At 70.6% G+C, this 21,048-nt stretch carries 23 protein-coding genes; 16 read left to right on the top strand and 7 right to left on the bottom strand.

Features of this window, described 5'->3' with window-relative positions:
• Positions 1-43: 43 nt before the first annotated feature.
• Genes sucD through mdh form a run of 4 tightly spaced genes read right to left on the bottom strand, consistent with a single transcriptional unit; the run spans position 44 to position 3,853 of the window.
• Positions 44-937 carry a succinate--CoA ligase subunit alpha gene (gene sucD, locus GT007_RS09820; RefSeq protein WP_160121426.1) on the bottom strand — a complete coding sequence of 298 codons (894 nt, stop codon included), beginning with the start codon at positions 935-937 and terminating at the stop codon, positions 44-46.
• A 3-nt stretch (positions 938-940) separates the two neighbouring features.
• Positions 941-2,134, bottom strand: a complete 1,194-nt coding sequence (gene sucC / locus GT007_RS09815; RefSeq protein WP_160121425.1) for an ADP-forming succinate--CoA ligase subunit beta — start codon at positions 2,132-2,134, stop codon at positions 941-943.
• 10 nt (positions 2,135-2,144) lie between these two features.
• On the bottom strand, positions 2,145-2,894 hold the full coding sequence (locus GT007_RS09810; protein ID WP_160121424.1) for a metallophosphoesterase family protein: 750 nt from the start codon (positions 2,892-2,894) through the stop codon (positions 2,145-2,147).
• 5 nt (positions 2,895-2,899) lie between these two features.
• Positions 2,900-3,853 (bottom strand): malate dehydrogenase, encoded by a 954-nt coding sequence (gene mdh, locus GT007_RS09805; protein WP_160121423.1) that lies wholly within the window; start codon positions 3,851-3,853, stop codon positions 2,900-2,902.
• A gap of 134 nt (positions 3,854-3,987) precedes the next feature.
• Here mdh and GT007_RS09800 point away from each other — a divergent pair, with 134 nt between their 5' ends.
• From GT007_RS09800 to GT007_RS09765, 8 genes are all read left to right on the top strand, one after another.
• Positions 3,988-5,832 carry an ABC-F family ATP-binding cassette domain-containing protein gene (locus tag GT007_RS09800; RefSeq protein ID WP_160121422.1) on the top strand — a complete coding sequence of 615 codons (1,845 nt, stop codon included), beginning with the start codon at positions 3,988-3,990 and terminating at the stop codon, positions 5,830-5,832.
• 397 nt (positions 5,833-6,229) lie between these two features.
• Complete coding sequence (locus tag GT007_RS09795; RefSeq protein WP_160121421.1) at positions 6,230-7,147, top strand: Bug family tripartite tricarboxylate transporter substrate binding protein; 918 nt, start codon at positions 6,230-6,232, stop codon at positions 7,145-7,147.
• 66 nt (positions 7,148-7,213) lie between these two features.
• The gene (locus GT007_RS09790) at positions 7,214-7,705 is read left to right on the top strand and encodes a nucleoside deaminase (protein ID WP_160121420.1); all 492 of its coding nucleotides are present in this window, start codon (positions 7,214-7,216) and stop codon (positions 7,703-7,705) included.
• Position 7,706: 1 nt separating this feature from the next.
• Entirely contained in the window at positions 7,707-8,399 is a 693-nt protein-coding gene (locus GT007_RS09785; protein ID WP_160121419.1) for an NAD-dependent deacylase, read from the top strand.
• Positions 8,387-9,118: a trypsin-like serine peptidase gene (locus GT007_RS09780; RefSeq protein ID WP_160121418.1), complete on the top strand. Its 732-nt coding sequence runs from the start codon at positions 8,387-8,389 to the stop codon at positions 9,116-9,118. The genes GT007_RS09785 and GT007_RS09780 overlap by 13 nt, the downstream gene beginning before the upstream one ends.
• Positions 9,119-9,140: 22 nt before the next feature.
• The gene (locus GT007_RS09775) at positions 9,141-9,914 is read left to right on the top strand and encodes a short-chain dehydrogenase/reductase (protein ID WP_160121417.1); all 774 of its coding nucleotides are present in this window, start codon (positions 9,141-9,143) and stop codon (positions 9,912-9,914) included.
• 80 nt (positions 9,915-9,994) lie between these two features.
• Positions 9,995-11,890 (top strand): AMP-binding protein, encoded by a 1,896-nt coding sequence (locus GT007_RS09770; protein ID WP_160121416.1) that lies wholly within the window; start codon positions 9,995-9,997, stop codon positions 11,888-11,890.
• Positions 11,890-12,312: a hypothetical protein gene (locus GT007_RS09765; protein WP_160121415.1), complete on the top strand. Its 423-nt coding sequence runs from the start codon at positions 11,890-11,892 to the stop codon at positions 12,310-12,312. The genes GT007_RS09770 and GT007_RS09765 overlap by 1 nt, the downstream gene beginning before the upstream one ends.
• 39 nt (positions 12,313-12,351) lie before the next feature.
• Here the strand turns inward: GT007_RS09765 and pdxR are convergent, their stop codons facing one another.
• On the bottom strand, positions 12,352-13,821 hold the full coding sequence (pdxR, locus tag GT007_RS09760; protein WP_236571584.1) for a MocR-like pyridoxine biosynthesis transcription factor PdxR: 1,470 nt from the start codon (positions 13,819-13,821) through the stop codon (positions 12,352-12,354).
• Positions 13,822-13,904: 83 nt separating this feature from the next.
• Here pdxR and GT007_RS09755 point away from each other — a divergent pair, with 83 nt between their 5' ends.
• Positions 13,905-14,633, top strand: a complete 729-nt coding sequence (locus GT007_RS09755; protein WP_160121414.1) for a pyridoxamine 5'-phosphate oxidase family protein — start codon at positions 13,905-13,907, stop codon at positions 14,631-14,633.
• 264 nt (positions 14,634-14,897) lie between these two features.
• On the opposite strand, the gene GT007_RS09750 is transcribed toward GT007_RS09755, so the two are convergent.
• On the bottom strand, positions 14,898-15,242 hold the full coding sequence (locus tag GT007_RS09750) for a Rieske (2Fe-2S) protein (protein WP_160121413.1): 345 nt from the start codon (positions 15,240-15,242) through the stop codon (positions 14,898-14,900).
• Positions 15,239-15,649 (bottom strand): EVE domain-containing protein, encoded by a 411-nt coding sequence (locus tag GT007_RS09745; protein WP_160121412.1) that lies wholly within the window; start codon positions 15,647-15,649, stop codon positions 15,239-15,241. Before GT007_RS09745 ends, GT007_RS09750 begins: the two co-directional genes overlap by 4 nt.
• A 96-nt stretch (positions 15,650-15,745) precedes the next feature.
• Here GT007_RS09745 and ccmC point away from each other — a divergent pair, with 96 nt between their 5' ends.
• The 7 genes from ccmC to ccmI are packed head-to-tail and all read left to right on the top strand — an operon-like array spanning position 15,746 to position 20,902.
• Positions 15,746-16,498: a heme ABC transporter permease CcmC gene (ccmC, locus tag GT007_RS09740; RefSeq protein ID WP_160121481.1), complete on the top strand. Its 753-nt coding sequence runs from the start codon at positions 15,746-15,748 to the stop codon at positions 16,496-16,498.
• Positions 16,495-16,632, top strand: a complete 138-nt coding sequence (locus GT007_RS09735; protein WP_160121411.1) for a hypothetical protein — start codon at positions 16,495-16,497, stop codon at positions 16,630-16,632. Before ccmC ends, GT007_RS09735 begins: the two co-directional genes overlap by 4 nt.
• Positions 16,629-17,150 (top strand): cytochrome c maturation protein CcmE, encoded by a 522-nt coding sequence (ccmE, locus tag GT007_RS09730; RefSeq protein WP_160121410.1) that lies wholly within the window; start codon positions 16,629-16,631, stop codon positions 17,148-17,150. Before GT007_RS09735 ends, ccmE begins: the two co-directional genes overlap by 4 nt.
• A complete protein-coding gene (locus GT007_RS09725) occupies positions 17,147-19,123 on the top strand; it encodes a heme lyase CcmF/NrfE family subunit (protein WP_160121409.1) in 1,977 nt (658 codons plus the stop codon). The genes ccmE and GT007_RS09725 overlap by 4 nt, the downstream gene beginning before the upstream one ends.
• The gene (locus GT007_RS09720; RefSeq protein ID WP_160121408.1) at positions 19,120-19,683 is read left to right on the top strand and encodes a DsbE family thiol:disulfide interchange protein; all 564 of its coding nucleotides are present in this window, start codon (positions 19,120-19,122) and stop codon (positions 19,681-19,683) included. The genes GT007_RS09725 and GT007_RS09720 overlap by 4 nt, the downstream gene beginning before the upstream one ends.
• A complete protein-coding gene (locus GT007_RS09715; RefSeq protein ID WP_201451861.1) occupies positions 19,680-20,123 on the top strand; it encodes a cytochrome c-type biogenesis protein in 444 nt (147 codons plus the stop codon). Before GT007_RS09720 ends, GT007_RS09715 begins: the two co-directional genes overlap by 4 nt.
• A complete protein-coding gene (gene ccmI, locus GT007_RS09710) occupies positions 20,120-20,902 on the top strand; it encodes a c-type cytochrome biogenesis protein CcmI (protein ID WP_160121407.1) in 783 nt (260 codons plus the stop codon). Before GT007_RS09715 ends, ccmI begins: the two co-directional genes overlap by 4 nt.
• The last annotated feature ends 146 nt before the right edge of the window (positions 20,903-21,048 follow it).

The following is a 21,048-nucleotide window of genomic DNA, read 5'->3' as shown; positions in this document are numbered from 1 at the left end:
GGGGGAGGTCGCCCTCCCCCGGCTTCGGATGCGTCGGCTGAACTCAGCCCAGCGCCTTGACCATGGTCGAACCCAGCGCCGCCGGGCTGTCCGCGATGTGGATGCCGGCGGCGGCCATGGCTTCCATCTTCGCCGCGGCCGTGTCCTTGCCGCCCGAGATCACGGCGCCCGCATGGCCCATGCGCCGGCCCGGAGGGGCGGTGGCGCCGGCGATGAAGCCGACCACGGGCTTGTTCGGCTTGCCGGGGCCGAAGTTGTTGGCCTTCAGGTATTCCGCGCCGATCACTTCCGACTGGCCGCCGATCTCGCCGATCATGATGATCGACTTGGTCTCGTCGTCCTTCAGGAACATCTCCAGCACGTCGATGAAGTCCATGCCCTTCACCGGGTCGCCGCCGATGCCCACGCAGGTGGACTGGCCGAGGCCGGCCGCCGTGGTCTGGGCCACCGCCTCATAGGTCAGCGTGCCGGAGCGCGACACGATGCCGACCGAGCCGCGGCGATGGATGTGGCCGGGCATGATGCCGATCTTGCAGGCGTCGGGCGTGATCACGCCCGGGCAGTTCGGGCCCACCAGGCGGGACTTGCTGGTGCCCAGCGCCCGCTTCACCCGCACCATGTCCAGCACTGGGATGCCTTCGGTGATGCAGATGATCAGCGGCACCTCGGCGTCGATCGCCTCCAGGATGCTATCGGCCGCGAAGGCCGCCGGCACGTAGATGACGGAGGCATTGGCGCCCGTCTTCTCCACGCATTCGGCCACCGTGTTGAACACCGGCAGGTTCAGCTCCGGGTGCATGGTGCCGCCCTTGCCCGGCGTCACGCCGCCGACATAGGTGCTGCCATAGGCGATGCCCTGGCTGGCATGGAAGGTGCCCTGGGAGCCGGTGAAGCCCTGGGTCATGACGCGGGTGTTGGCGTCGATCAGAATGGCCATGGTTCAGGCTCCCTTAACAGCGGCGACGACCTTCTGCGCCGCGTCGGCGAGATTGTCGGCGGGGATGATCGCAAGGCCCGATTCGGCCAGGATCTTCTTGCCCAGCTCCACGTTCGTGCCCTCAAGGCGCACGACCAGGGGCACCTTCAGGTGCAGGTTCTTGCTGGCCACCACGATGCCGTTGGCGATCATGTCGCACTTGGCGATGCCGCCGAAGATGTTGACCAGGATGGCCTTCACATTCGGGTCGGAGGTGATGATGCGGAACGCCTCGGTCACGCGGGCCGCGTCAGCCGTGCCGCCCACGTCCAGGAAGTTCGCGGGCGAGGAACCGTACAGCTTGATGATGTCCATGGTGGACATCGCCAGGCCCGCGCCGTTCACCATGCAGCCGATCTCGCCGTCGAGCGCCACGTAGTTCAGGTCGAACTTGGCGGCGTCCAGCTCCTTCGGGTCCATCTCGGTGTCGTCGCGCAGCGCTTCCAGGTCCTTGTGGCGGAACAGGGCGTTGTCGTCGAAGGAGACCTTGGCGTCGAGCGCCACCACGTCGCCGGCCTTGGTGACCACCAGCGGGTTGATCTCCACGATCGCGCATTCCAGCTCGATATAGGCCTGGTACAGCGCGGTCACGAACTTCACGAAGGAAGCGACCTGCTTGCCTTCGAGGCCGAGGCCGTAGGCCAGCTTGCGGCCATGGAAGCCGGAGACACCCGTGGCGGGGTCCACATGCACCTTCAGGATCTTCTCGGGGTGGTGCTCGGCCACCTCCTCGATCTCCATGCCACCCTCGGTGGAGGCCATGATGGCGATGGTCGAGGTCTCGCGGTCCAGCAGCAGCGCGACGTACAGCTCACGCGCGATGTCGCAGCCGGCCTCGATGTACAGGCGGTTGACCTGCTTGCCCTCGGGCCCGGTCTGCTTGGTGACCAGCACATGGCCCAGCATGGCGGCGGCGTTGGTCTTCACCTCCTCCACGCTTTTCGCCAGGCGCACGCCGCCCTTGCCGTTCGGGTCGTCCTTGAAGCGGCCGGCACCGCGGCCGCCCGCATGGATCTGGCTTTTGACCACGTAGATCGGGCCAGGCAGCTTCTTCGCAGCCGCCTCGGCCTCCTCCGGCGTGGCGGCCACATAGCCGTCGAGCACCGCAACGCCGTAGCGCTTCAGCAGCTCTTTGCCCTGGAATTCATGGATGTTCATTCGTTCGTCCTCAAGCTGTGAAGCCCGTAGCCAGGCTGCGTGCCCATTCCGCCCGCCCATGGCGCGCGGCTTCGGCCGAAGCCTTTTCCCAGTCGTAGACCACCATCCGGTGGGTCATCTCCCATCCCGCCCGCGCACCTGTTCCGATGCGTTCCAGCAGGGCCCAGCGCGCGTGCGGCGCGCCGGCTTCCATCACATGCGGCACGGGCACATCCCAGCTGTAGCCGGGCTGGCCCACGCTGCCGGGGTTCACCACCAGCCGCCCATCCGCCAGGCGCACGCTGTGCGCGCGGTGGGTGTGACCGCACAGGACCACCTCGGCATCGCCGGTGTCGCCCAGCAGGGCCGCCACCGCGTCGCCGCGCCGTTCCAGCACGCCCGCCGCCGTGGCCTCATGCAGCAGATAGTCCATGTCGCTGGCGGGGGTGCCGTGCACGGCCAGCACCGGGCCGATCCGCAGCGTGGCGGGCCTGGCGGCCAGCGCGGCGCGGGCCCCGGCGCCCAGCCGTTCATGGGCGAAACGGTCGGTCGCGTACATCGTCTCCGGCGCGTCGCAGCCCACCACCCGGTCATGATTGCCCCGGATGGCGAGCGCGCCCGCCGTTTCCATCAGCGCCAGCGTGTCCTCGGGCCACAAGGGGCCCGAGACGGTGTCGCCGAGGTCCACCATCGCGTCGAAGCCGATGGCCCGCGCATCCGCGAGCACCGCCTCCAGCGCGAGGGCGTTGCCGTGCACATCGGAGAGCACAGCAAGCCGCACCGGCTTTAGCCGACCAGCTTCTTCGAGGCGGCGATCAGTTCCTCGACGGAGGCCACGGACTTCTTGAAGGCCGCGTCTTCCTCGGGGGTGAACTGCACTTCGACCACGCGCTCCACGCCGCCGGCGCCGATCACGACCGGCACGCCCACGTACAGGTCCTTGATGCCATACTGGCCATCCAGGTGGGCCGCGGCGGGCAGCACGCGCTTCTTGTCCTTCAGATAGGCCTCGGCCATCGCGATCGCGGAAGCAGCCGGGGCGTAGAAGGCGGAGCCGCGCTCCAGCAGCTTCACGATCTCACCGCCGCCATTGGCGGTGCGGGCGACGATCGCGTCGATCTTCTCCTGCGTGGTCCAGCCCATCTTCACCAGATCGGGCACCGGGATGCCGGCCACGGTGGAGTAGCGGGTCAGCGGCACCATCGTGTCGCCATGGCCGCCCAGCACGAAGGCCGTCACGTCCTCGACCGACACATTGAATTCCTGCGCCAGGAACAGGCGGAAGCGGCTGCTGTCCAGCACGCCGGCCATGCCGACGACCTTCTGCGGGGGCAGGCCGGACTTCTGCTGCATCACCCACACCATCGCGTCGAGCGGGTTGGTGATGACGATGACGAAGGCGTCCGGGCAGTTGTTCTTGATGCCCTCGGCCACCTGCGCGATCACGCCGGCGTTCTTGGAGACCAGGTCGTCACGGCTCATGCCCGGCATGCGGGGGAAGCCGGCGGTCACGATCACCACGTCGGCGCCGGCAATGGCGGAGTAGTCCCCGGTGCCGACCATGTGGCTGTCGAAGCCGTCCACGGGGCCGGACTGCATGATGTCGAGCGCCTTGCCCGAGGCCACGCCCGGGAACACGTCGAACATCACCACATCGCCGAGCTCCTTCAGCCCGATGAGGTGGGCCAGGGTGCCGCCAATATTACCGGCACCCACCAAAGCGATCTTCTTGCGGGCCATCAGGGCCTCCCTCGCGGTGTCAAGAGTCTGCGGGTTCCCTAGAACCAATCCGGGGGCCCGGCAAGGCGGGGCGGAACGTGCTGGTTGTGCTGCCCATCTCTTGGGCAGTGGCCGGTTTCTGCTAGAACCCCGCCATGACCGTTCTGACCCTGGATGACGTGACGCTGCGGGTGGCCGGCCGCACCCTGCTGGAGGGCGCGAGCTTCAACTTGGACCCCGGCCGCAAGCTGGGCCTGGTGGGCCGCAACGGCGCGGGCAAATCCACCCTGCTGAAGGCCATCGCCGGCGAGTTCGAACCCGATGGCGGGCGCATCCGCTTCGCCGCGCGCATCCGCATGGGCTACGTCAAGCAGGAGGCCCCGGGCGGCGAGGCCACCCTGCTGGAGACCGTGCTGGCCGCCGACACCGAGCGCAGCGCCCTGCTGGCCGAGCTGGACCACGCGCCGCCTGAGCGCGCGGCCGACATCCATGCGCGGCTGGACGCCATCCGCGCCGATGCAGCCCCCGCCCGCGCCGCCACCGTGCTCGCGGGCCTGGGTTTCGACGAGGCCGCCCAGAACCGCCCGAGCGGGGAGTTCAGCGGCGGCTGGCGCATGCGCGTGGCCCTCGCCCAGGCGCTGTTCCTGGAACCCGACCTGCTGCTGCTGGACGAACCGACCAACCACCTCGACCTGGAAGCCGCGCTGTGGCTGGAGGGCTGGCTGAACCGCTTCCCCGGCGCGGTGCTGCTGGTCAGCCACGACCGCTTCCTGCTGGACCGCGCGGTGGACGGCATCCTGCACCTGGATCAGCGGAAGCTGACCTACTACTCGGGCAATTTCACCACCTTCACCCGGGTGCGGGCGGAGCGCATGGCCCAGACCGTGGCGCAGAACGCCCGGATCGCGGCCCAGCGCGCGCATATGCAGTCCTTCGTGGACCGCTTCCGCGCCAAGGCCACCAAGGCCCGGCAGGCGCAATCCCGGCTGAAGGCGCTGGAACGCCTGCCCGCCATCGAGGCGGTGATCGAGGACGCGGCCACCCGCTTCGAGTTCCCCGACCCCGGTGAGCTGCCGCCCCCCATCGTGACCATGACCAACGCCGTCGCGGGCTATGACGGCCGGCCCATCCTGCGCAACCTGACCCTGCGGCTGGACCAGGAGGACCGGGTGGCGCTGCTGGGCGCCAACGGCAACGGCAAATCCACCTTCGCCAAGCTGCTGGCCGGCCGCATGGAGCCCATGGCCGGCGAGGTGCGCCTGGCCCCCAAGCTGCGCGTCGGCTACTTCGCCCAGCACCAGGCGGAGGAGCTGGACCTGCGCGGCTCACCCCTGAGCCACATGCAGGCGGCGCTGCCGCTGGCCACCGAGACCCAGTGCCGCGCCCAGCTCGCGCGCTTCGGCCTGGACCAGGACAAGGCGACCACCACCGTCGCCTCGCTCTCAGGCGGTGAAAAGGCACGCCTGCTGCTGTCGCTGACGACGCGCGAGGCGCCGCACCTGCTGATCCTGGACGAGCCCACCAACCACCTGGATATCGACGCGCGCGACGCGCTGGTGCGGGCGCTGGCGGACTACAAGGGCGCCGTCATCCTGATCACCCACGACCCGCATCTGGTGGAGCTGGCGGCCGACAGCCTGTGGCTGGTGGCCGATGGCGCCGTCACGCCCTTCGACGGCGATATCGACGACTATCGCGTCTGGCTGGCCGAACGCGCCCGCGGCCCCAAGACCGAAACCGCCCCCACCCGCCGCGACGACCGCCGCGCCGCCGCCGAGGCCCGCGCCGCCCAGGCCCCCCGCCGCGCGCGCCTGCAACAGGTGGAAAAGGCGCTGGAGAAACTGCAGGCCGAAGCCAAAACGCTGACGGACGCGCTGGCCAACCCGAAACTGTACGAAAACAACAATGTGGACCTGATCCTGCGCGCGACGCAGCGGCAAGCGACCGTGGCGAAGGAAATCGCGGCGCTGGAAGAGGAATGGTTGGAATTGGCGGAGTAGGGCCGCTCAGGGGGGTTGGCCCCCGAGGGGGCCGCCAAGGGGCTCCGCCCCCTGGACCCTGGGCAAGGGGCGCCGCCCCTTGCATCCCCGCAAAGGGTTGTAGCAACCCTTTGATCCCATGAATCTGGCGCCTTACCTTGGCAGGTTTGGCGCCATTTTCATTATAAATATCAACAGGAAACACCTTCCCAGGACCAGCGCCAAACTCCTGGGGTCCAGGGGCCTTTCGGCTCCTGGCGGGGTGCCCGAGGGGCAGAGCCCCTCGGTCTTTTCGCCCCGACCGCCCTGGCACCATCCTTGCACAGCCCTCCCTGCCGGGATCGAATCGGGGAGTTTGCGCATGCGCCTGCTGCGGAATGTCGTGTTGGCCGTCCTGGCCTGCTTGATTCATGGGCATATGCCCGCTTCGGCCCAGGAGTGGCCCAGCCGGCCGATCCGCATCGTGGTGGTGTTCCCGCCTGGCGGCAGTTCGGACATCGTGGCCCGGGTGTTGGCGGACACCATCGCCCCGCGGCTGAACCAGCGCATCGTGGTGGACAACCGGCCGGGTGCGGGCGGCACGGTGGCGGCGCTGCATGTCAGCCAGCAGCCGGCGGATGGCTACACGCTGATGCTGTCCAACACCGCGCCGATCGTGACCTCCCCGCCGATCTACCGGAACACCGGCTATGACCCGGCGCGGGGCTTCACGCATATCGCCTATATCGGGGCGACGCCGATGGTGGTGGTCACGCACAATTCGGTGCCCGCACGCAACATGCAGGAGCTGATGGCCTGGATGCGCGCGCAGCCCGCACCGCCGGTCTATGGCAGCTCGGGGGTGGGCTCGGTGGGGCATATCCTGGGCTCGATGTTCGAAACGCGCACGGGCATCGCGCTGACCCACGCGCCCTATCGCGGCGCGCAGCCGATGCAGGCGGACCTGCTGGGGGGTTCGATCCTGCTGTCCTTCGATACCCTGCCGGAGAATGTGGAGAATGTGCGCGCCGGGCGCACCCGGGCCTATGCCGTCAGCGCCCCCGCCCGCAACCCCATGCTGCCCGAGGTGCCGACCACGGCCGAGGCCGGGCTGGAGGGGCTGCTGGCCGAGAACTGGCTGGGCCTGTCCGCGCCCGCGGGGCTGCCGGCGCCCATCGTGGCCCGGCTGCATGCGGAGGTGAACTGGGCCCTGACCCAGCCCGCGATGCTGGAGCGCCTGGCCCAGAACGGCATCACCCCGGGCAGCATGAGCCAGCCGGAATTCGCGGCCTTCGTGCAGCAGCAGATCGACACGGTGGGGGCCGCCGTGCGGGCGATGAACCTCTCGGTGAACTGACGGCGCGGGGCAAAAAAAGCACGCATATCAGCGCCCATCGCCGCAAGGCGCTGATATAAGGTGGGCATGTTCCGCCCCGCATTCATGGCCGAGGCCATCGCGCAATCCCGCCGCGCCCTGTCCGAACCCGGCGCCGAGCCCTTCGGCGCCGTGGTGGTGAAGGGGGAGGAGATCGTGGGCCGGGGGGTCAACCTCTCCCGCCTGCACAACGACCCGACCTCGCACGGGGAGACGGAGGCGATCCGCGACGCCTGCCGGCGCCTGGAATGCACGGACCTGAGCGGGGCGGAGCTGTATTCCTCCTGCGAGCCCTGCGCGCTGTGTGTCGCCACCATGCACATCGTGGGCATCGCGCGGGTGTATTACGCGGGCAGCCTGGAGGGGTCGAACGCCATCCTCTCCGCCGTGCCGGAGGCCATCCGCCGCCAGGGCGACGTGGCGGCGCTGCGCGCCGATGCCGGGGTGCCGGTGGCCGAAAGCCGCATCGGCGCCGAGGCGCATCCCAGCGCGGAAGCCGAGGCCATCCTGCACGCCTGGGCCCGCCAGATGGGCGGCTGAGATGACGAACCTCGTGGTGCTGACCGGCGCGGGCATCAGCGCCGAGAGCGGGCTGGCGACGTTCCGCGACCCGGGCGGGCTGTGGCGGCGTTACCGCCCGCAGGATCTGGCGACGCCCGAGGCCTTCGCGCGCGACCCCGAGCTGGTGCTGGGCTGGTACGACGCCCGCCGCGCGCAATTGGCCGAGGTCGAGCCAAACCCCGCCCATCTGGCGCTGGCGCGGCTGGAACGCGAATGGCCGGGCGAATTCCTGCTGGTGACGCAGAATGTGGACGACCTGCACGCCCGCGCCGGCAGCCGGGCCATGATCCAGATGCACGGCGCGCTGAAGCGCGTGCGCTGCCAGGCCTGCGGCGCGGTGCATGAATGGGCGGCCGCCCTGCCCCGCGCCACCCCCTGCCCCGCCTGTGCGGCCCCGCGCCTGCGGCCGGATATCGTCTGGTTCGGGGAGATGCCGATGGACATGCCCCGCATCATGGCGGCGCTGGAGGACGCGGACCTGTTCGTATCCATCGGCACCTCCGGCACCGTCTATCCGGCGGCGGGCTTCGTGCGCATGCTGCCGCCCCACGCCCGCAGCATCGAGGTCAACACGGAGGCCTCGGCGGTCGCGGATGGCTTCGATGAATTGCGGCAGGGCCCGGCCGGGGTGCTGGTGCCCGCGCTGGTGGAGGAATTGCTGTGCGGCGGCTAATCGCGCTGCTGGCCCTGCTGCCGGGGTTGGCCTTGGCCCAGGTGGCGCCCACCCAGCGCGTGATCCCGCGCAGCGCCCTGCCGGGGCTGGGGCCGGAGGACCCGCGCCAGCCCGTGGACAGCCACCAGCCGCCCTGGAACGCGCTGGGCCGGGTGCAGACGGATGTGGGTGGGCGCTGCACCGGCACCCTCATCGCGCCGGACCGGGTGCTGACCTCCGCCCATTGCCTGGTCAGCGCGCGCACGGGGCGGGTGGTGCGGGCGTCCTCGGTGCATTTCCTGCTGGGCTATCATCAGGGCGAGCATGTGGTGGAGGCCCGGATCCGCGGCTTCCGGCTGGGGGATGGGTTCAATGCCGCCAACCGCCGGCCGATCGGCTCGGACTGGGCGGTGCTGTTCCTGGCCTCACCCCTGCCGGGCCCTTATGTGGGGCTGCTGGAAGGGGGGCTGCCGGGCGGCACGCCGTTGATGCTGGGCGGCTATCAGCAGGACCGGCCGGAGGTGCTGATGGCCGACACCCGTTGCGAGGCGCTGGGCACGGCGCGCGACGATTCCAACCGGCTGGTGCTGGTGCATGGCTGCGCCGGCACGCGCGGCAGCTCCGGCGCGCCGCTGCTGACGCAGCTGGCGGACGGGCAATACGCGGTGGCGGGGGTGGTGGTCGCCATGCAGCTGGGGGCCGCGCGCGGCTATGCGGTGCCCGCGGAAGCGATACGATAGCCCCGAAACGGGAGATCGTTCCATGGACATGCAGCTTTCCGGCCGCCAGGTGCTGATCACCGGCGGTTCCAAGGGCATCGGCTTGGCCTGCGCCGAGGCCTTCGCCGCCGAGGGTGCCGCCGTGATCCTGGCCGCGCGCGACCCCGCCGCGCTGGTCGAGGCGGCGGAGGGGCTGCGCGCCCGTTTCCAGGTGCCCGTGACCGCCGTCGCCGCCGACCTGTCGCGCGATGAGGAGCGCGAGGGCCTGTTCGCCGCCTATCCGGATATCGACGTGCTGGTGAACAATGCGGGGGCCATCCCCTCCGGCGGCATCGCGGACCTGACGATGGAACGCTGGAAGGCCGCGTGGGACCTGAAGGTGTTCGGCTATATCCACCTGACGCAGCTGTTCCTGCCGCGCATGCAGGCCCGGCAGGATGGCGTGGTGGTGAATGTGATCGGCATGGCGGGCCGGGCCAACAAGGCGGGCTATATCGCCGGCAGCGCGGGCAATGCGGCGCTGATCGCCTTCACCCAGGCGTTGGGGGCGGCCACGCCCGCCGACAATGTGCGCGTGGTGGGCATCAACCCCGCCGTGACCGCGACGGAGCGCATGGAACGCCAGGCCCGCTTCAACGCCGAAAAAGCCCTGGGCGACGCCGATCGCTGGCGGGAGACACTGACGAAACTGCCGCTCGGCCGGCCCATCGCGCCGGCCGAGATCGGCGATCTGGCGGTGTTCTGCGCCAGCCCGCGCGGGGGGTATCTGTCGGGCACCGTCATCGATGTGGATGGCGGGGGAATGTACAGGGGGTAAGCTCCGCCCTCCTCCCTTTCATCGTGCTGGACAGCCGGGCGCGCGCCGCCCTATCCCATCCGCAACAAAGGGAGGAAACCATGGACGGACTCACCGTCGGGTACGATGCCGCGCGCGCGGCCTGGGCCGCCGACCCCGAGGGCTGGTGGATGGAAGCCGCCCGGGGCATCGACTGGTTCAAGCCGCCGTCGAAGGCGTTTTTCCCGGGCCAGGGCGCCTATGGCCTGTGGTTCGCGGATGGCGAGCTGAACACCTGCTACAACGCGCTGGACCGCCATGTGGCGCGCGGCCATGGCGGGCGCGTGGCGCTGGCCTATGATAGCCCCGTCACCGGCACCAGGCGCGACATCACCTACGCCGAGCTGCTGCATGAGGTGGAGCGCCTGGCCGGCGCCATGGCCGCGCGCGGCGTGGGCCGGGGCGACCGGGTGGTCATCTACATGCCCATGGTGCCGGAGGCCGCGATGGCCATGCTGGCCTGCGCGCGGCTGGGCGCCATCCATTCCGTGGTGTTCGGCGGCTTCGCGGCGCCGGAACTGGCCGCGCGCATCGACGACGCCCAGCCCCGCCTAGTGCTGGCCGCCAGCTGCGGGATCGAGCCGGGGCGGATCGTGCCCTACAAGCCGCTGCTGGATGCCGCCATCGAGCAGGCCACCCACAAGCCCGCCCACTGCCTGATCCTGCAGCGCGACCAGCAGCGCGCCGAGCTGGTCCCGGGCCGCGACGAGGATTGGCGCGAAGCCGTGGCCGCCGCCGCCCCGCACCCCTGCGTGCCGGTCGCCGCCACCGACCCGCTGTATATCCTCTACACCTCCGGCACGACCGGGAAGCCCAAGGGCATCGTGCGCGAGAATGGCGGCCACGCGGTGGCGCTGCATGCCTCCATCGGCAACATGTATGGGCTGCGCGCGGGGGATGTGATGTTCACCGCCAGCGATGTCGGCTGGGTGGTGGGGCATTGCTACATCGTCTACGGCCCGCTGATGGCGGGCCTGACCAGCGTGTTCTTCGAGGGCAAGCCGGTCGGCACGCCCGATGCCTCCACCTATTGGCGCATCTGCGCGGAACATGGGGTGAAGGTGATGTTCACCGCCCCCACCGCCATGCGCGCCATCAAGAAGGACGACCCGGAGGGCAGGCTCACGGCCGGCCATGACCTGTCGAAGCTGGAGGCCCTGTTCCTGGCCGGCGAGCGCTGCGACCCGGACACGGTGCTGTGGGCCGAGAAACTGCTCGACCGCCCCGTGATCGACCATTGGTGGCAGACCGAGACCGGCTGGCCCATCACCGGCGCCTTCCGGGGGTTGGGGATGTTCCCGCTGCGCCCGGGCTCCGGCGGGCGCGCGGCGCCGGGCTTCGACGTGGTGGCGCTGGATGAGGGCGGGCACGAGCTGCCGCGCGGCACCATGGGCCAGCTGGCCCTGCGCCTGCCCCTGCCGCCGGGCGCGCTGAACACGCTGTGGCGCACGCCCGAACGCTTCCACCAGAGCTACCTGGCGCATTTCCCCGGCTACTACGACACCTCGGACGCCGGGATGGTGGACCAGGACGGCTATGTCTGGGTCATGGGCCGCACGGACGACGTGATCAACGTGGCCGGCCACCGCCTCTCGACCGGGGAGATGGAGGAGGTGCTCTCCGGCCACCGGGACGTGGCGGAATGCGCCGTGATCGGCCGGTCGGATGCGGTGAAGGGCCAGCTGCCCATGGGGCTGGTGGTGCTGAAGGCCGGCGTGAACCGGCCGGAGGCGCTGGTGGCGAGCGAACTCGTCTCCCGCGTTCGTGAACATATCGGGCCTGTGGCTGCCTTCCGGGAAGTGCATATCGTGGCCCGCCTGCCCAAGACCCGCAGCGGCAAGATCCTGCGCGCCACCATCCGCAAGATCGCCGAGTGCGAGCCCTTTCCGGTGCCGGCCACGATCGACGACCCCGCGATCCTGGATGAGATCGCGGCCAAGCTGAGAGGCGAGGATTGATGCTGCGACGCGCGCTGTTCGGCCTGCTGGCCCTTCCCGCCACCACCCGCGCCCAGGCGCCGAAGGTGGAGGAGGTAGGCCCCCAAGGCACCGGACGGCGCGCGGTGCTGGACCTGCTGCAACCCCTGTTCCGCAACGCCACCTACGGCCCGGTGGACCTGCGCGTGCGGGCGATGCGGCAATCGGGCGACCTGGCCTATGCCCGGGTGCGGGCCCGCCGCCCGGGCGGGCGCGTGATCGCCTGGCAGGATACGGACTTCCGCGGCCGCGTGGCGGTGCCCGATGCGGATTGCCACGTGCTGCTGGGCTGGCAGGACGGCGGCTGGCAGGTGCTGGACCTGGTGGCGGGCGCGCCATACCCGCCAGGGCCGGATTGGCAGCAACGGTTCAACCTGCCCGACGGGCTGGTGGGCGGGGCCTGAGCGGGGGTCCAGGGGGCGGCGCCCCCTGGCGGCTCCCCCTCACCCCATCAGCGCCCGCAGTGCCTCCACCCCGTTGCGCAGGGCCTCCGGCGCGTGCCCGGTGAAGCCCAGCATCAGCGCGTTCAGGGGTTCGGCCTCCAGGAAATAGGCGCTGGCGGGGCGCAGCATCAGCCCGGCCTGGGCCCCGCGCTGCGACAGGGCCATGTCGCTTTCCCCCGCCGGCAGCCGGGCCAGCATCTGCATGCCCTGGTCGGGCAGCGTGATGTCCAGCCGCCCGCCCAGGCGCTCTCGCAGGGCCTCCGCCAGCAGGTCCCGCGCGGTGCGGTATTCGGCGCGCATGCGGCGCAGGTGGGCGCTGAAATGGCCTTCCTCCAGGAAGTCCGCCACCACCGCCTCCATCAGCCCGGGCGGCTGGCGGTCCGCCAGATAGCGCGCGGCGGTGAAGGCCGGCACCAGCGGGCGCGGCACCACCGCGTAGCCCAGCCGCAGCCCCGGAAACAGCACCTTGCTGAAGCTGCCCAGGTAGATCACCCGCCCTTCCTCTCCGTCGATGCCCTGCAGGCTGGCGAGCGGGCGGCCGGCGTAGCGGAATTCGCTGTCGTAATCGTCCTCGATGATCCAGGCGCCTTCCTCCCGCGCCCAGGCCAGCAGTTCGAGGCGCCGCGCCATGGACAGCACCACCCCCAGCGGCGCCTGATGAGAGGGCGTGACATAGGCCACCCGCGCCCGAGGGGCGGCGGCGATGCCGCGCGCCACCTGCATGCCCGCGGCATCCACCGGCACCGGCACCACCCGGGCGCGGGCGGCCCGCATCGCGCCCAGCAGGGCGGGATAGCAGGGGTCCTCCACCCACACCGCGTCGCCCGGTTCCAGCAGCACCTTCACCAGCAGGTCCATGCCCTGCTGCGTGCCCGAGAGGATGAGGATCTGCTCCGGCTCGCAATGCACGGCGCGGGAGGTGCGCAGATAGCGCGCCACCGCCTCCCTCAGCCGCGGGTTGCCGCGCGGGTCGGTGTAGCCCAGCAGATCGGGGTCCGCCCGGCGCATGTGGCGCGCGATCAGGCCGCGCCATTCCGCCAGGCTGCGCGCATCCATGCCGCAGCGGCCGGTGTTGAAGGGGGCGGGGCCGAATTGCGCCAGGTCCGGCATCAGCGCCGCCAAGCGCAGGGCGGGCGCCGGCAGGGGGTGAGGCCGCGGGGGCGCGCTGGTGGGCGCTGGCTCCGGCGGTTCCCGCAAGCCCGCCGCCACGAAGGTGCCCGCGCCCACGCGCCCGGTCACATAGCCCTCGGCCAGCAATTGCTCATACACGCCGACGACGGAGGTGCGGGAGACCGCCAGCCGTTCCGCCAGCCGCCGGCTGGGCGGCAGCCGCGCGCCGGCGGGGATGGCGCCGGCCAGGATCAGCCGCCGCAGCCCCAGATAGATCTGCCGGAACACCGGCACCACCGAGGCTCTGTCCAGCGGCAGGTCCAGCAATTCCGACCAGTCGGGGGCGATTGGTATGTTCATTTGGGTCAGGATTGGACCTTTTGGCAAACCGATCAAGCGCGTTGACTGGGACCACCAAGCCGTATCGCCGCCAGGAGCGCCTGATGTCCGAAACCGAAACCCCCGCCCCGGATTCCTACCCCGTCACCAACCGCAACAAGGTGAAGCGCAAGCCCCAGCGCGGTTCCTATGACAAGCAGGCGGTCTACGACATCCTGGATTCCGCGATGATCTGCCACATCGCCTATGTCATCGACGGCCAGCCCTATTGCACCCCCACCAGCTTCTGGCGTGAGGGCGATGACCTGATCTGGCACGGTTCCTCCGCCAGCCGCATGGTGCGCGCGCAGTCGGGCGGCGTGCCGGTGTGCCTGACGGTGACGCATCTGGATGCCGTGATCCTGGCGCGCTGCGGCTTCAACCATTCGGTCAACTACCGCTCCGTCATGGCCTATGGCACCGCCTCGATCGTCGATGACCTGGATGAGAAGCACAAGCTGATCGACGCCTTCCTCGACCGCTTCTTCCCCGGCCGCGCCGCCACCATGCGGCCCGCGACGGTGCAGGAGGTGAAGGCCACCACCTTCATCCGCATGCCGATCGACGAAGCCTCGGCCAAGGTGCGCAACATGCACATCGCCGATGACGAGGAAGACTACGCCTGGCCGGCCTGGACCGCGCTGTACCCGGTGAAGCAGGTGATCGGCGCCGCCGAGGAATGCCCGCGCCAACTGCCCGGCGTGACCATGCCCGAAGGCATGAAAGGCTGGACCGAAGGCCGGAAGCTGGATGACATCATGCTGGAAATGTACCGGGAGCATTACGAGAAGTAGGGCGACGACGGGGGCGCTGCCCCCGGCCCCGGGCAAGGGGCGCTGCCCCTTGCATCCCCGCCAGGAGCCGAAAGGCCCCTGGACCCCAGGAGTTTGGCGCCGATCCTGGGAAGGTATTTCTTATTGATTTTAATAATGAAAATGGCGCCGCGCCTGGCAAGGTAAGGCGCCAAACTCATGGGCTCAAAGGGTTGCTACAACCCTTTGCGGGGTGCCCGAGGGGCGGCGCCCCTCGGCCTTTACGCCCTGCCCTGACAGGCGCCCTCACACCCCCGCCGTAGCGCTCACCAGCACCTGCCCATCCACCACCCGCGCGGGCACGGCTTCCAGCGTATCGCCCATGCAGGGGCCGGACACGCACAGCCCGTCCTCCACCTGAAAGCGCGCCCCGTGGGCCGCGCAGATGATGCGTTCGCCCTTGCGGTCCAGGAAGCGGTCGGGCTGCATTTCCAGCGGCAGGCCCACATGCGGGCAGGAGTTCACATAGACGAACACCTGTTCCCCGCGCCGGATAGCGAACAGGCCGGTGAAGCCGCCGGGCGCGGGCGGATAGCCGCGCGCGCCGCCGTCGGGGATATCGGCCAGCGCGCCCAGCACGCGGTCGCTCACTTGTAGCCGCCCATCCGGCACAGGATGGCCCAATGCTCGTCCGAGATCGGCATGACCGAGAGGCGGGATTGCCGGATCAGCGAAACATCGGCCAATTCCGGGGTGGCCTTGATCTGCGACAAGGTGACGGGCACCGGCATCGGCTTTACGGCCTGCATGTCCACGCACACGAAGCGGCCGGTTTCGTCGGTGGGGTCGGGGTATGCCTCGCGATGAACGCGCACGACGCCCACGATCTCCTTGCCGACATTGGAATGGTAGAAGAAGGCGAGGTCGCCCTTCTTCATCGCCTTCATGTTGGCGGCCGCCTGGTGGTTGCGCACGCCGGTCCAGGGCTCGATCTTGTTGGCCACCTGCTGGTCCCAGCTGAAGGCGTCGGGTTCGCTTTTCACCAGCCAATGGGCCATATGCATTCCTCTTCAGCCATCCGAGGGGGCCCGGAGCTTTCCGGGCGCCCTGTGAACACCTAGATTGAGCCTGTGAGCACCGCAACCACCGCCCCGATGCCCAAGCAGGCTTCCCGCTGGCAGTTCCTGGCCAATCCGGGCCGGTTCCTGCGCGTCACCCGATGGCTGCTGCCCGCGCTGAGCGTGGCGGCGCTGCTCGTGCTGGCCGTGGGGGCGGTGTGGGGCCTCGCCTACTCCCCGCCCGACTGGCAGCAGGGTGAGACGGTGCGCATCATGTATGTGCATGTGCCGATGGCCTGGCTGGCCATGGGTGGCTACTCGGGGCTGGTGCTGCTTTCGGTGCTGGGGCTGGTGTGGAAGCACCCGCTGGCCGATGTCGCGGCGCGGGAGCTGTCGCCGATCGGCGCGCTGGCCACCGGGCTGTGCCTGCTGACGGGCAGCCTGTGGGGCCGGCCCATGTGGGGCACCTGGTGGGTGTGGGATGCGCGGCTGACCAGCGTGCTGGTGCTGTTCTTCCTGTGGGTGGGCCATGCGGCGCTGACCCGCGCCTTCGACGACCCGGACCGGGGGGCGCGCATGGGCGCGATCCTGGCGCTGGTGGGGGCGGTGAACGTGCCTATCGTGAAATTCAGCGTGGATTGGTGGAACACCCTGCACCAGCCCGCCAGCGTGGCGCGGCTGGCCGCCCCGGGCCTGCATCAGGACATTCTGTACCCGCTGCTGGTGAATGGGCTGGGCTTCTCGCTGGCCTTCGCGGCGCTGGCGCTGGCGGCCACGCGCGCGGGGCTGCTGGAACGGCGCCTGCGCGCCCTGCAACTGGCCGCGGCCCGCCGGGCGGACGTGGCATGACGCTCCATTGGTGGCATGTGGCGCTCAGCTGGGTGGCGGTGCTGGGCGGTTTCGCCGGGGCCGCCCTCATGATATCCGCCCGGGCCAGGGCGGCGCGCCGGCGCCTGGCCCGGCTGGAGAGTGCCGAACGATGACGCCGAAACGCCGCCGCCTGACCATCCTGCTGCTGGCGGCGCTGGGGCTGGGCACCGCGACCGCCCTGACGCTGACCGCCTTCCAGGACAATCTGGTCTTCTTCCGCTCGCCCGCCGACATCGCGGCCGAACCGCCGCCCCCCGGCCGCAACTTCCGCCTGGGCGGGCTGGTCGAACAGGGCAGCGTGGCGCGCGGCACCACCGCCGAAGGCCGCCCCAACATCACCTTCAACGTCACCGACGGCGCGCACACCGTGCGCGTGCAGTACAGCGGCGTGGTGCCCGACCTGTTCCGGGAGGGCCAGGGCGTGGTCACGCTGGGCCAGATCGGCCCCGATGGCGTGTTCCACGCGCGGGAAGTGCTGGCCCGCCACGACGAGAACTACATGCCGCCCGAGGTGGCCGACGCGCTGCGCCGTTCCGGCCACTGGAACCCCGCCAGCGGCGACCCGCCGCCGGCCGCGGGCTGGAACCGGTTGCAGCCCGCGCAGGCCAGCGAACGGAGCAGCGGCGGTTGATCCCCGAACTCGGTCATTTCGCGCTGGCCTTGGCGCTGGCCCTGGCGCTCGCGCAGTCCGTGCTGCCGGTGATGGGCGCGCAATGGCGCGACGCGCGGCTGATGGGCGCCGCGGCGCCGCTGGCGCTGGGCTCGGCGCTCGCGGTCATCATCGCCTTCGGGGCGTTGATCGCGGCCTTCGTGCAGAACGACACCACCGTGCTGAACGTGGTGCAGAACAGCCACTCCGCGAAGCCGCTGCTGTACAAGATCAGCGGCGTGTGGGGGAACCATGAGGGTTCCATGCTGCTGTGGCTGCTGGTGCTGGCGCTGTGCGGCGCGGCCGTCGCCAGCTTCGGGCGGAACCTGCCCAGCAGCCTACAGGCGCGCGTGCTGGCGGTGCTGGGGATGATCATGACGGGCTTCGCCCTGTTCATCCTCATGACCTCCAACCCCTTCACCCGCGTCTGGCCGCCGGCGCCGGACGGCCAGGGACTGAACCCGCTGTTGCAGGATATCGGGCTCGCGCTGCATCCGCCGCTGCTCTACGGCGGCTACGTCGGCACGGCCGTGACCTTCGCCTTCGCCGTGGCCGCGCTGATCGAGGGCCGGGTGGACGCCGCCTGGGGCGCCTGGGTGCGGCCCTGGGCGCTCAGCGCCTGGGCCTTCCTGACCGCGGGCATCACGCTGGGGTCCTGGTGGGCGTATTACGAGTTGGGCTGGGGCGGCTACTGGTTCTGGGACCCGGTGGAGAACGCCTCCCTGCTGCCGTGGCTGGCCACCACCGCGCTGCTGCATTCCGCGATCGTGGTGGAAAAGCGCGGCGCGCTGAAGATCTGGACCGTGCTGCTGGCGCTGCTGGCCTTCGCGCTGTCGCTGCTGGGCACCTTCATGGTGCGCTCGGGCGTGCTGAACAGCGTGCATTCCTTCGCGGCCGACCCGGCGCGGGGCGTGTTCATCCTGGGCATGCTGGCGGTGTATGTGGGGGGCGCCTTCGCGCTGTTCGCCTGGCGCGCGCCGTCCATGGTGCCGCAGGGCAGTTTCGCGCCGATCTCCCGCGAAGGCGCGCTGGTGCTGAACAACCTGCTGCTGTGCTGCATCGCCGCCGTGGTGCTGGTGGGCACGCTGTACCCGATGTTCCTGGACCTGATCGCGGGGCGGCTGATCTCGGTCGGGCCGCCCTTCTTCAATTCGGCCACCCTGCCGCTGGCGCTGCCGCTGGTCGCGGCCATGGCGCTGGGGCCGCTGATGCCCTGGAAGCGCGCGGTGCTGTGGCCCGTGGTGCAGCGGCTGTGGTGGGCGGCGCTGGCCATGGCGGCCGTCTTCGCCGTCACCTGGACCATTCTGCGCGTGCCGTTCTGGCCGGCGCTGGGCTTCGGCGTCGGCGTCTGGCTGATCGCGGGCGCCAAGGCCGATATCATCGAGCGCATCCAGCTGTTCCGCGTGCCGTTGCGCACCGCGCTGGCCCGCGCGCGGGGGCTGCCGCTCTCGGCCTGGGGGGCCGCCATCGCGCATGCGGGGCTGGGTGTTTCGGCGCTCGGCATCGCGGGGATGGGGCTGGCGACGGAAACCCTGGTGGCACTGGCCCCGGGGCAATCCACCCATTTCGCCGGCTATGAATGGCGGCTGGAGGGCGTGCGCGACGCCCAGGGCCCCAACTGGACATCCCGCCGCGCCGAGGTGACGGTGCTGCGCGACGGCCGCGCGGTGGTGACCATGCGGCCCCAGCGCCGCTATTTCCCCATCGGCCGCACCACCACCACCGAGGCCGCGATCAGCACCAACTTCCTGCGCGACCTCTACGCCGTGCTGGGCGAGGAGCGGGAAGGCCAGGCGGTGCTGCGCCTGCACAACAATACCCTGGCCCCCTGGATCTGGCTGGGCGGGCTGATCATGGCGCTGGGGGCCGTCGTCTCCCTGGCGGACCGGCGGGTGCGGGTGGCCGCCCCGCAGCGCCGCGCGAAGGTGGCGCAAGCCGGAATGGGGCAGGCATGAGCAAGACATCCCGGCGCCTGTTGCTGGCGGCCCCGCTGGGGCTAGCCGCGGCTGGCGGTGTCGGCTTCTGGTACATGCTGGATGGGCTGCAGGATGGCAGCTATGACCCGCGCACCGTGCCTTCCGCCCTGCTGGGGCGGCCGGTGCCGGAATTCAGCCTGCCGCCGGTGGACGAACAGCCCCTGGCGGGGCTGGCCCGCGCCGATCTGCTGAACCTGCCCCGCCCGGTGCTGGTGAATTTCTGGGCCAGCTGGTGCGTGCCCTGCATCATCGAACACCCGCAGCTGATGACCCTGCAACGCGAGGGCATCCCGGTGTTCGGCGTGAACTACAAGGACAAGGCCGGCGACGCCCGCGCCTTCCTGGCGCGGCGCGGCAACCCCTATGCCCGGCTGGCGGCGGATGAGCCGGGGCGGGCCGCCATCGAATTCGGGGTGTATGGGGTGCCGGAAACCTATCTGGTGGACCGGCAGGGGATCATCCGCTGGCGCTGGCCGGGGCCCATCACCACCGAGGTGCTGGAACAGGATCTGCGGCCGCTGTTGAGGCGCTTCGCGTGAGGTGGCTGTTCCTGCTGCTGCTGTGGGCCGCCCCGGCCCTGGCCCAGACGATGCCGGCCGACCGGCTGGCGGACCCCGCCGCCGAGGCCCGCGCCCAGACCATCGGGCGCGAGATCCGCTGCATGGTCTGCCAGGGGCAGAGCATCGAGGACAGCGAGGCGGACCTGGCCCGCGACCTGCGCCGCATCATCCGCGAGAAGCTGGTGGCCGGGCAGAACGAGGCGCAGATCCGCGATTTCCTGCACGCGCGCTATGGCGATTTCATCCTGCTGCGGCCGCCCTTCTCCTTCGCCACGGCGCTGCTGTGGGGCACGCCGGTGCTGGCGCTGGGCTTCGGGCTGGTGCTGCTGATGCTGCTGCGCCGCCGGCCCACCCCGCCCCCCGCCGCCCTGTCGCCCGAGGAAGAGGCCGCGCTGGCCCGGTTGAAGGACTCCCCATGATCTGGGCCTGGATTGCCGCCCTGGCGCTGGCCGTGATGGCGCCGCTGGGCTGGGTGCTGCTGCGCGCCCCCCGCGCCCGCGGCCGCGCCGAGGCCGACCGCGCCCTGTTCCACGGCCAGCTCGCGGAACTCGACCGCGAACTGGCCGAAGGCCGCATGGACGCCGCCGCCCACCGCGACGCGGTGCTGGAGGTGCAGCGCCGCCTGCTCGCCGCCCCGGCGCCGGAACCGGCCCCCGCCGGCAACAAGCTACCGCTGGTCTTCGTGCTGCTGGCCGCCCCCGGCATGGCGCTGGGCCTGTACCTGATGCGCGGCACGCCGGAGATGCCCTCGGCCGGGCTGGCCCTGCGGCAGGAAGTCGCGGCGCGCGACGAAGCCCTGCTGAACCAGCTGCGCGCCCGCATCGCCCAGATGCCGCCCGGTGAGGCGCGCCGCCAGGGCCTGATCCTGCTGGCGGGCGCCGAGCGCAACCGTGGCCAGAACGACGCCGCCGCCACCGCCCTGCGGGAGGCACTGGAGGCGCGCTTCGACGCCGGGCTGGCGGGCGAACTGGCCGAGGTGGAATTGCAGCGCGGCCAGGTGGATGCCGCCGTGGCGGTGCTGACCCGCGCGCTGGAAGCCGCGCCCACCGATCCGCGCCTGCGCTTCCTGGCAGGGGCGGCGGAACAGGCGGCGGGCCGGGCCGCGAATGCGCGTAGCGTGTGGCAGGCCCTGCTGAACGATACGCCGGCGGATGCGCCTTGGCGGGGGATGCTGGAGCAGAGGCTGCGGGGGCAGTAGCAGTCAGGGGCTCCGCCCCGGTACAAACCGGCTAGGTTGGTGACAGTTTGGACCGGCGACCTGGGTGACAGTCTTTGTTATCGACTGGGAGGACCGGTCGATGCCCTGGACGGAGATATCCACGATGGATGCGCGGCTGTGCTTTG

It is taken from the genome of Rhodovarius lipocyclicus, from assembly GCF_009900765.1.
GTDB classification, from domain to species: domain Bacteria; phylum Pseudomonadota; class Alphaproteobacteria; order Acetobacterales; family Acetobacteraceae; genus Rhodovarius; species Rhodovarius lipocyclicus.
Note: the sequence above shows the minus strand (reverse complement) of the source record. Positions and strands in the feature narration are given on the sequence as shown.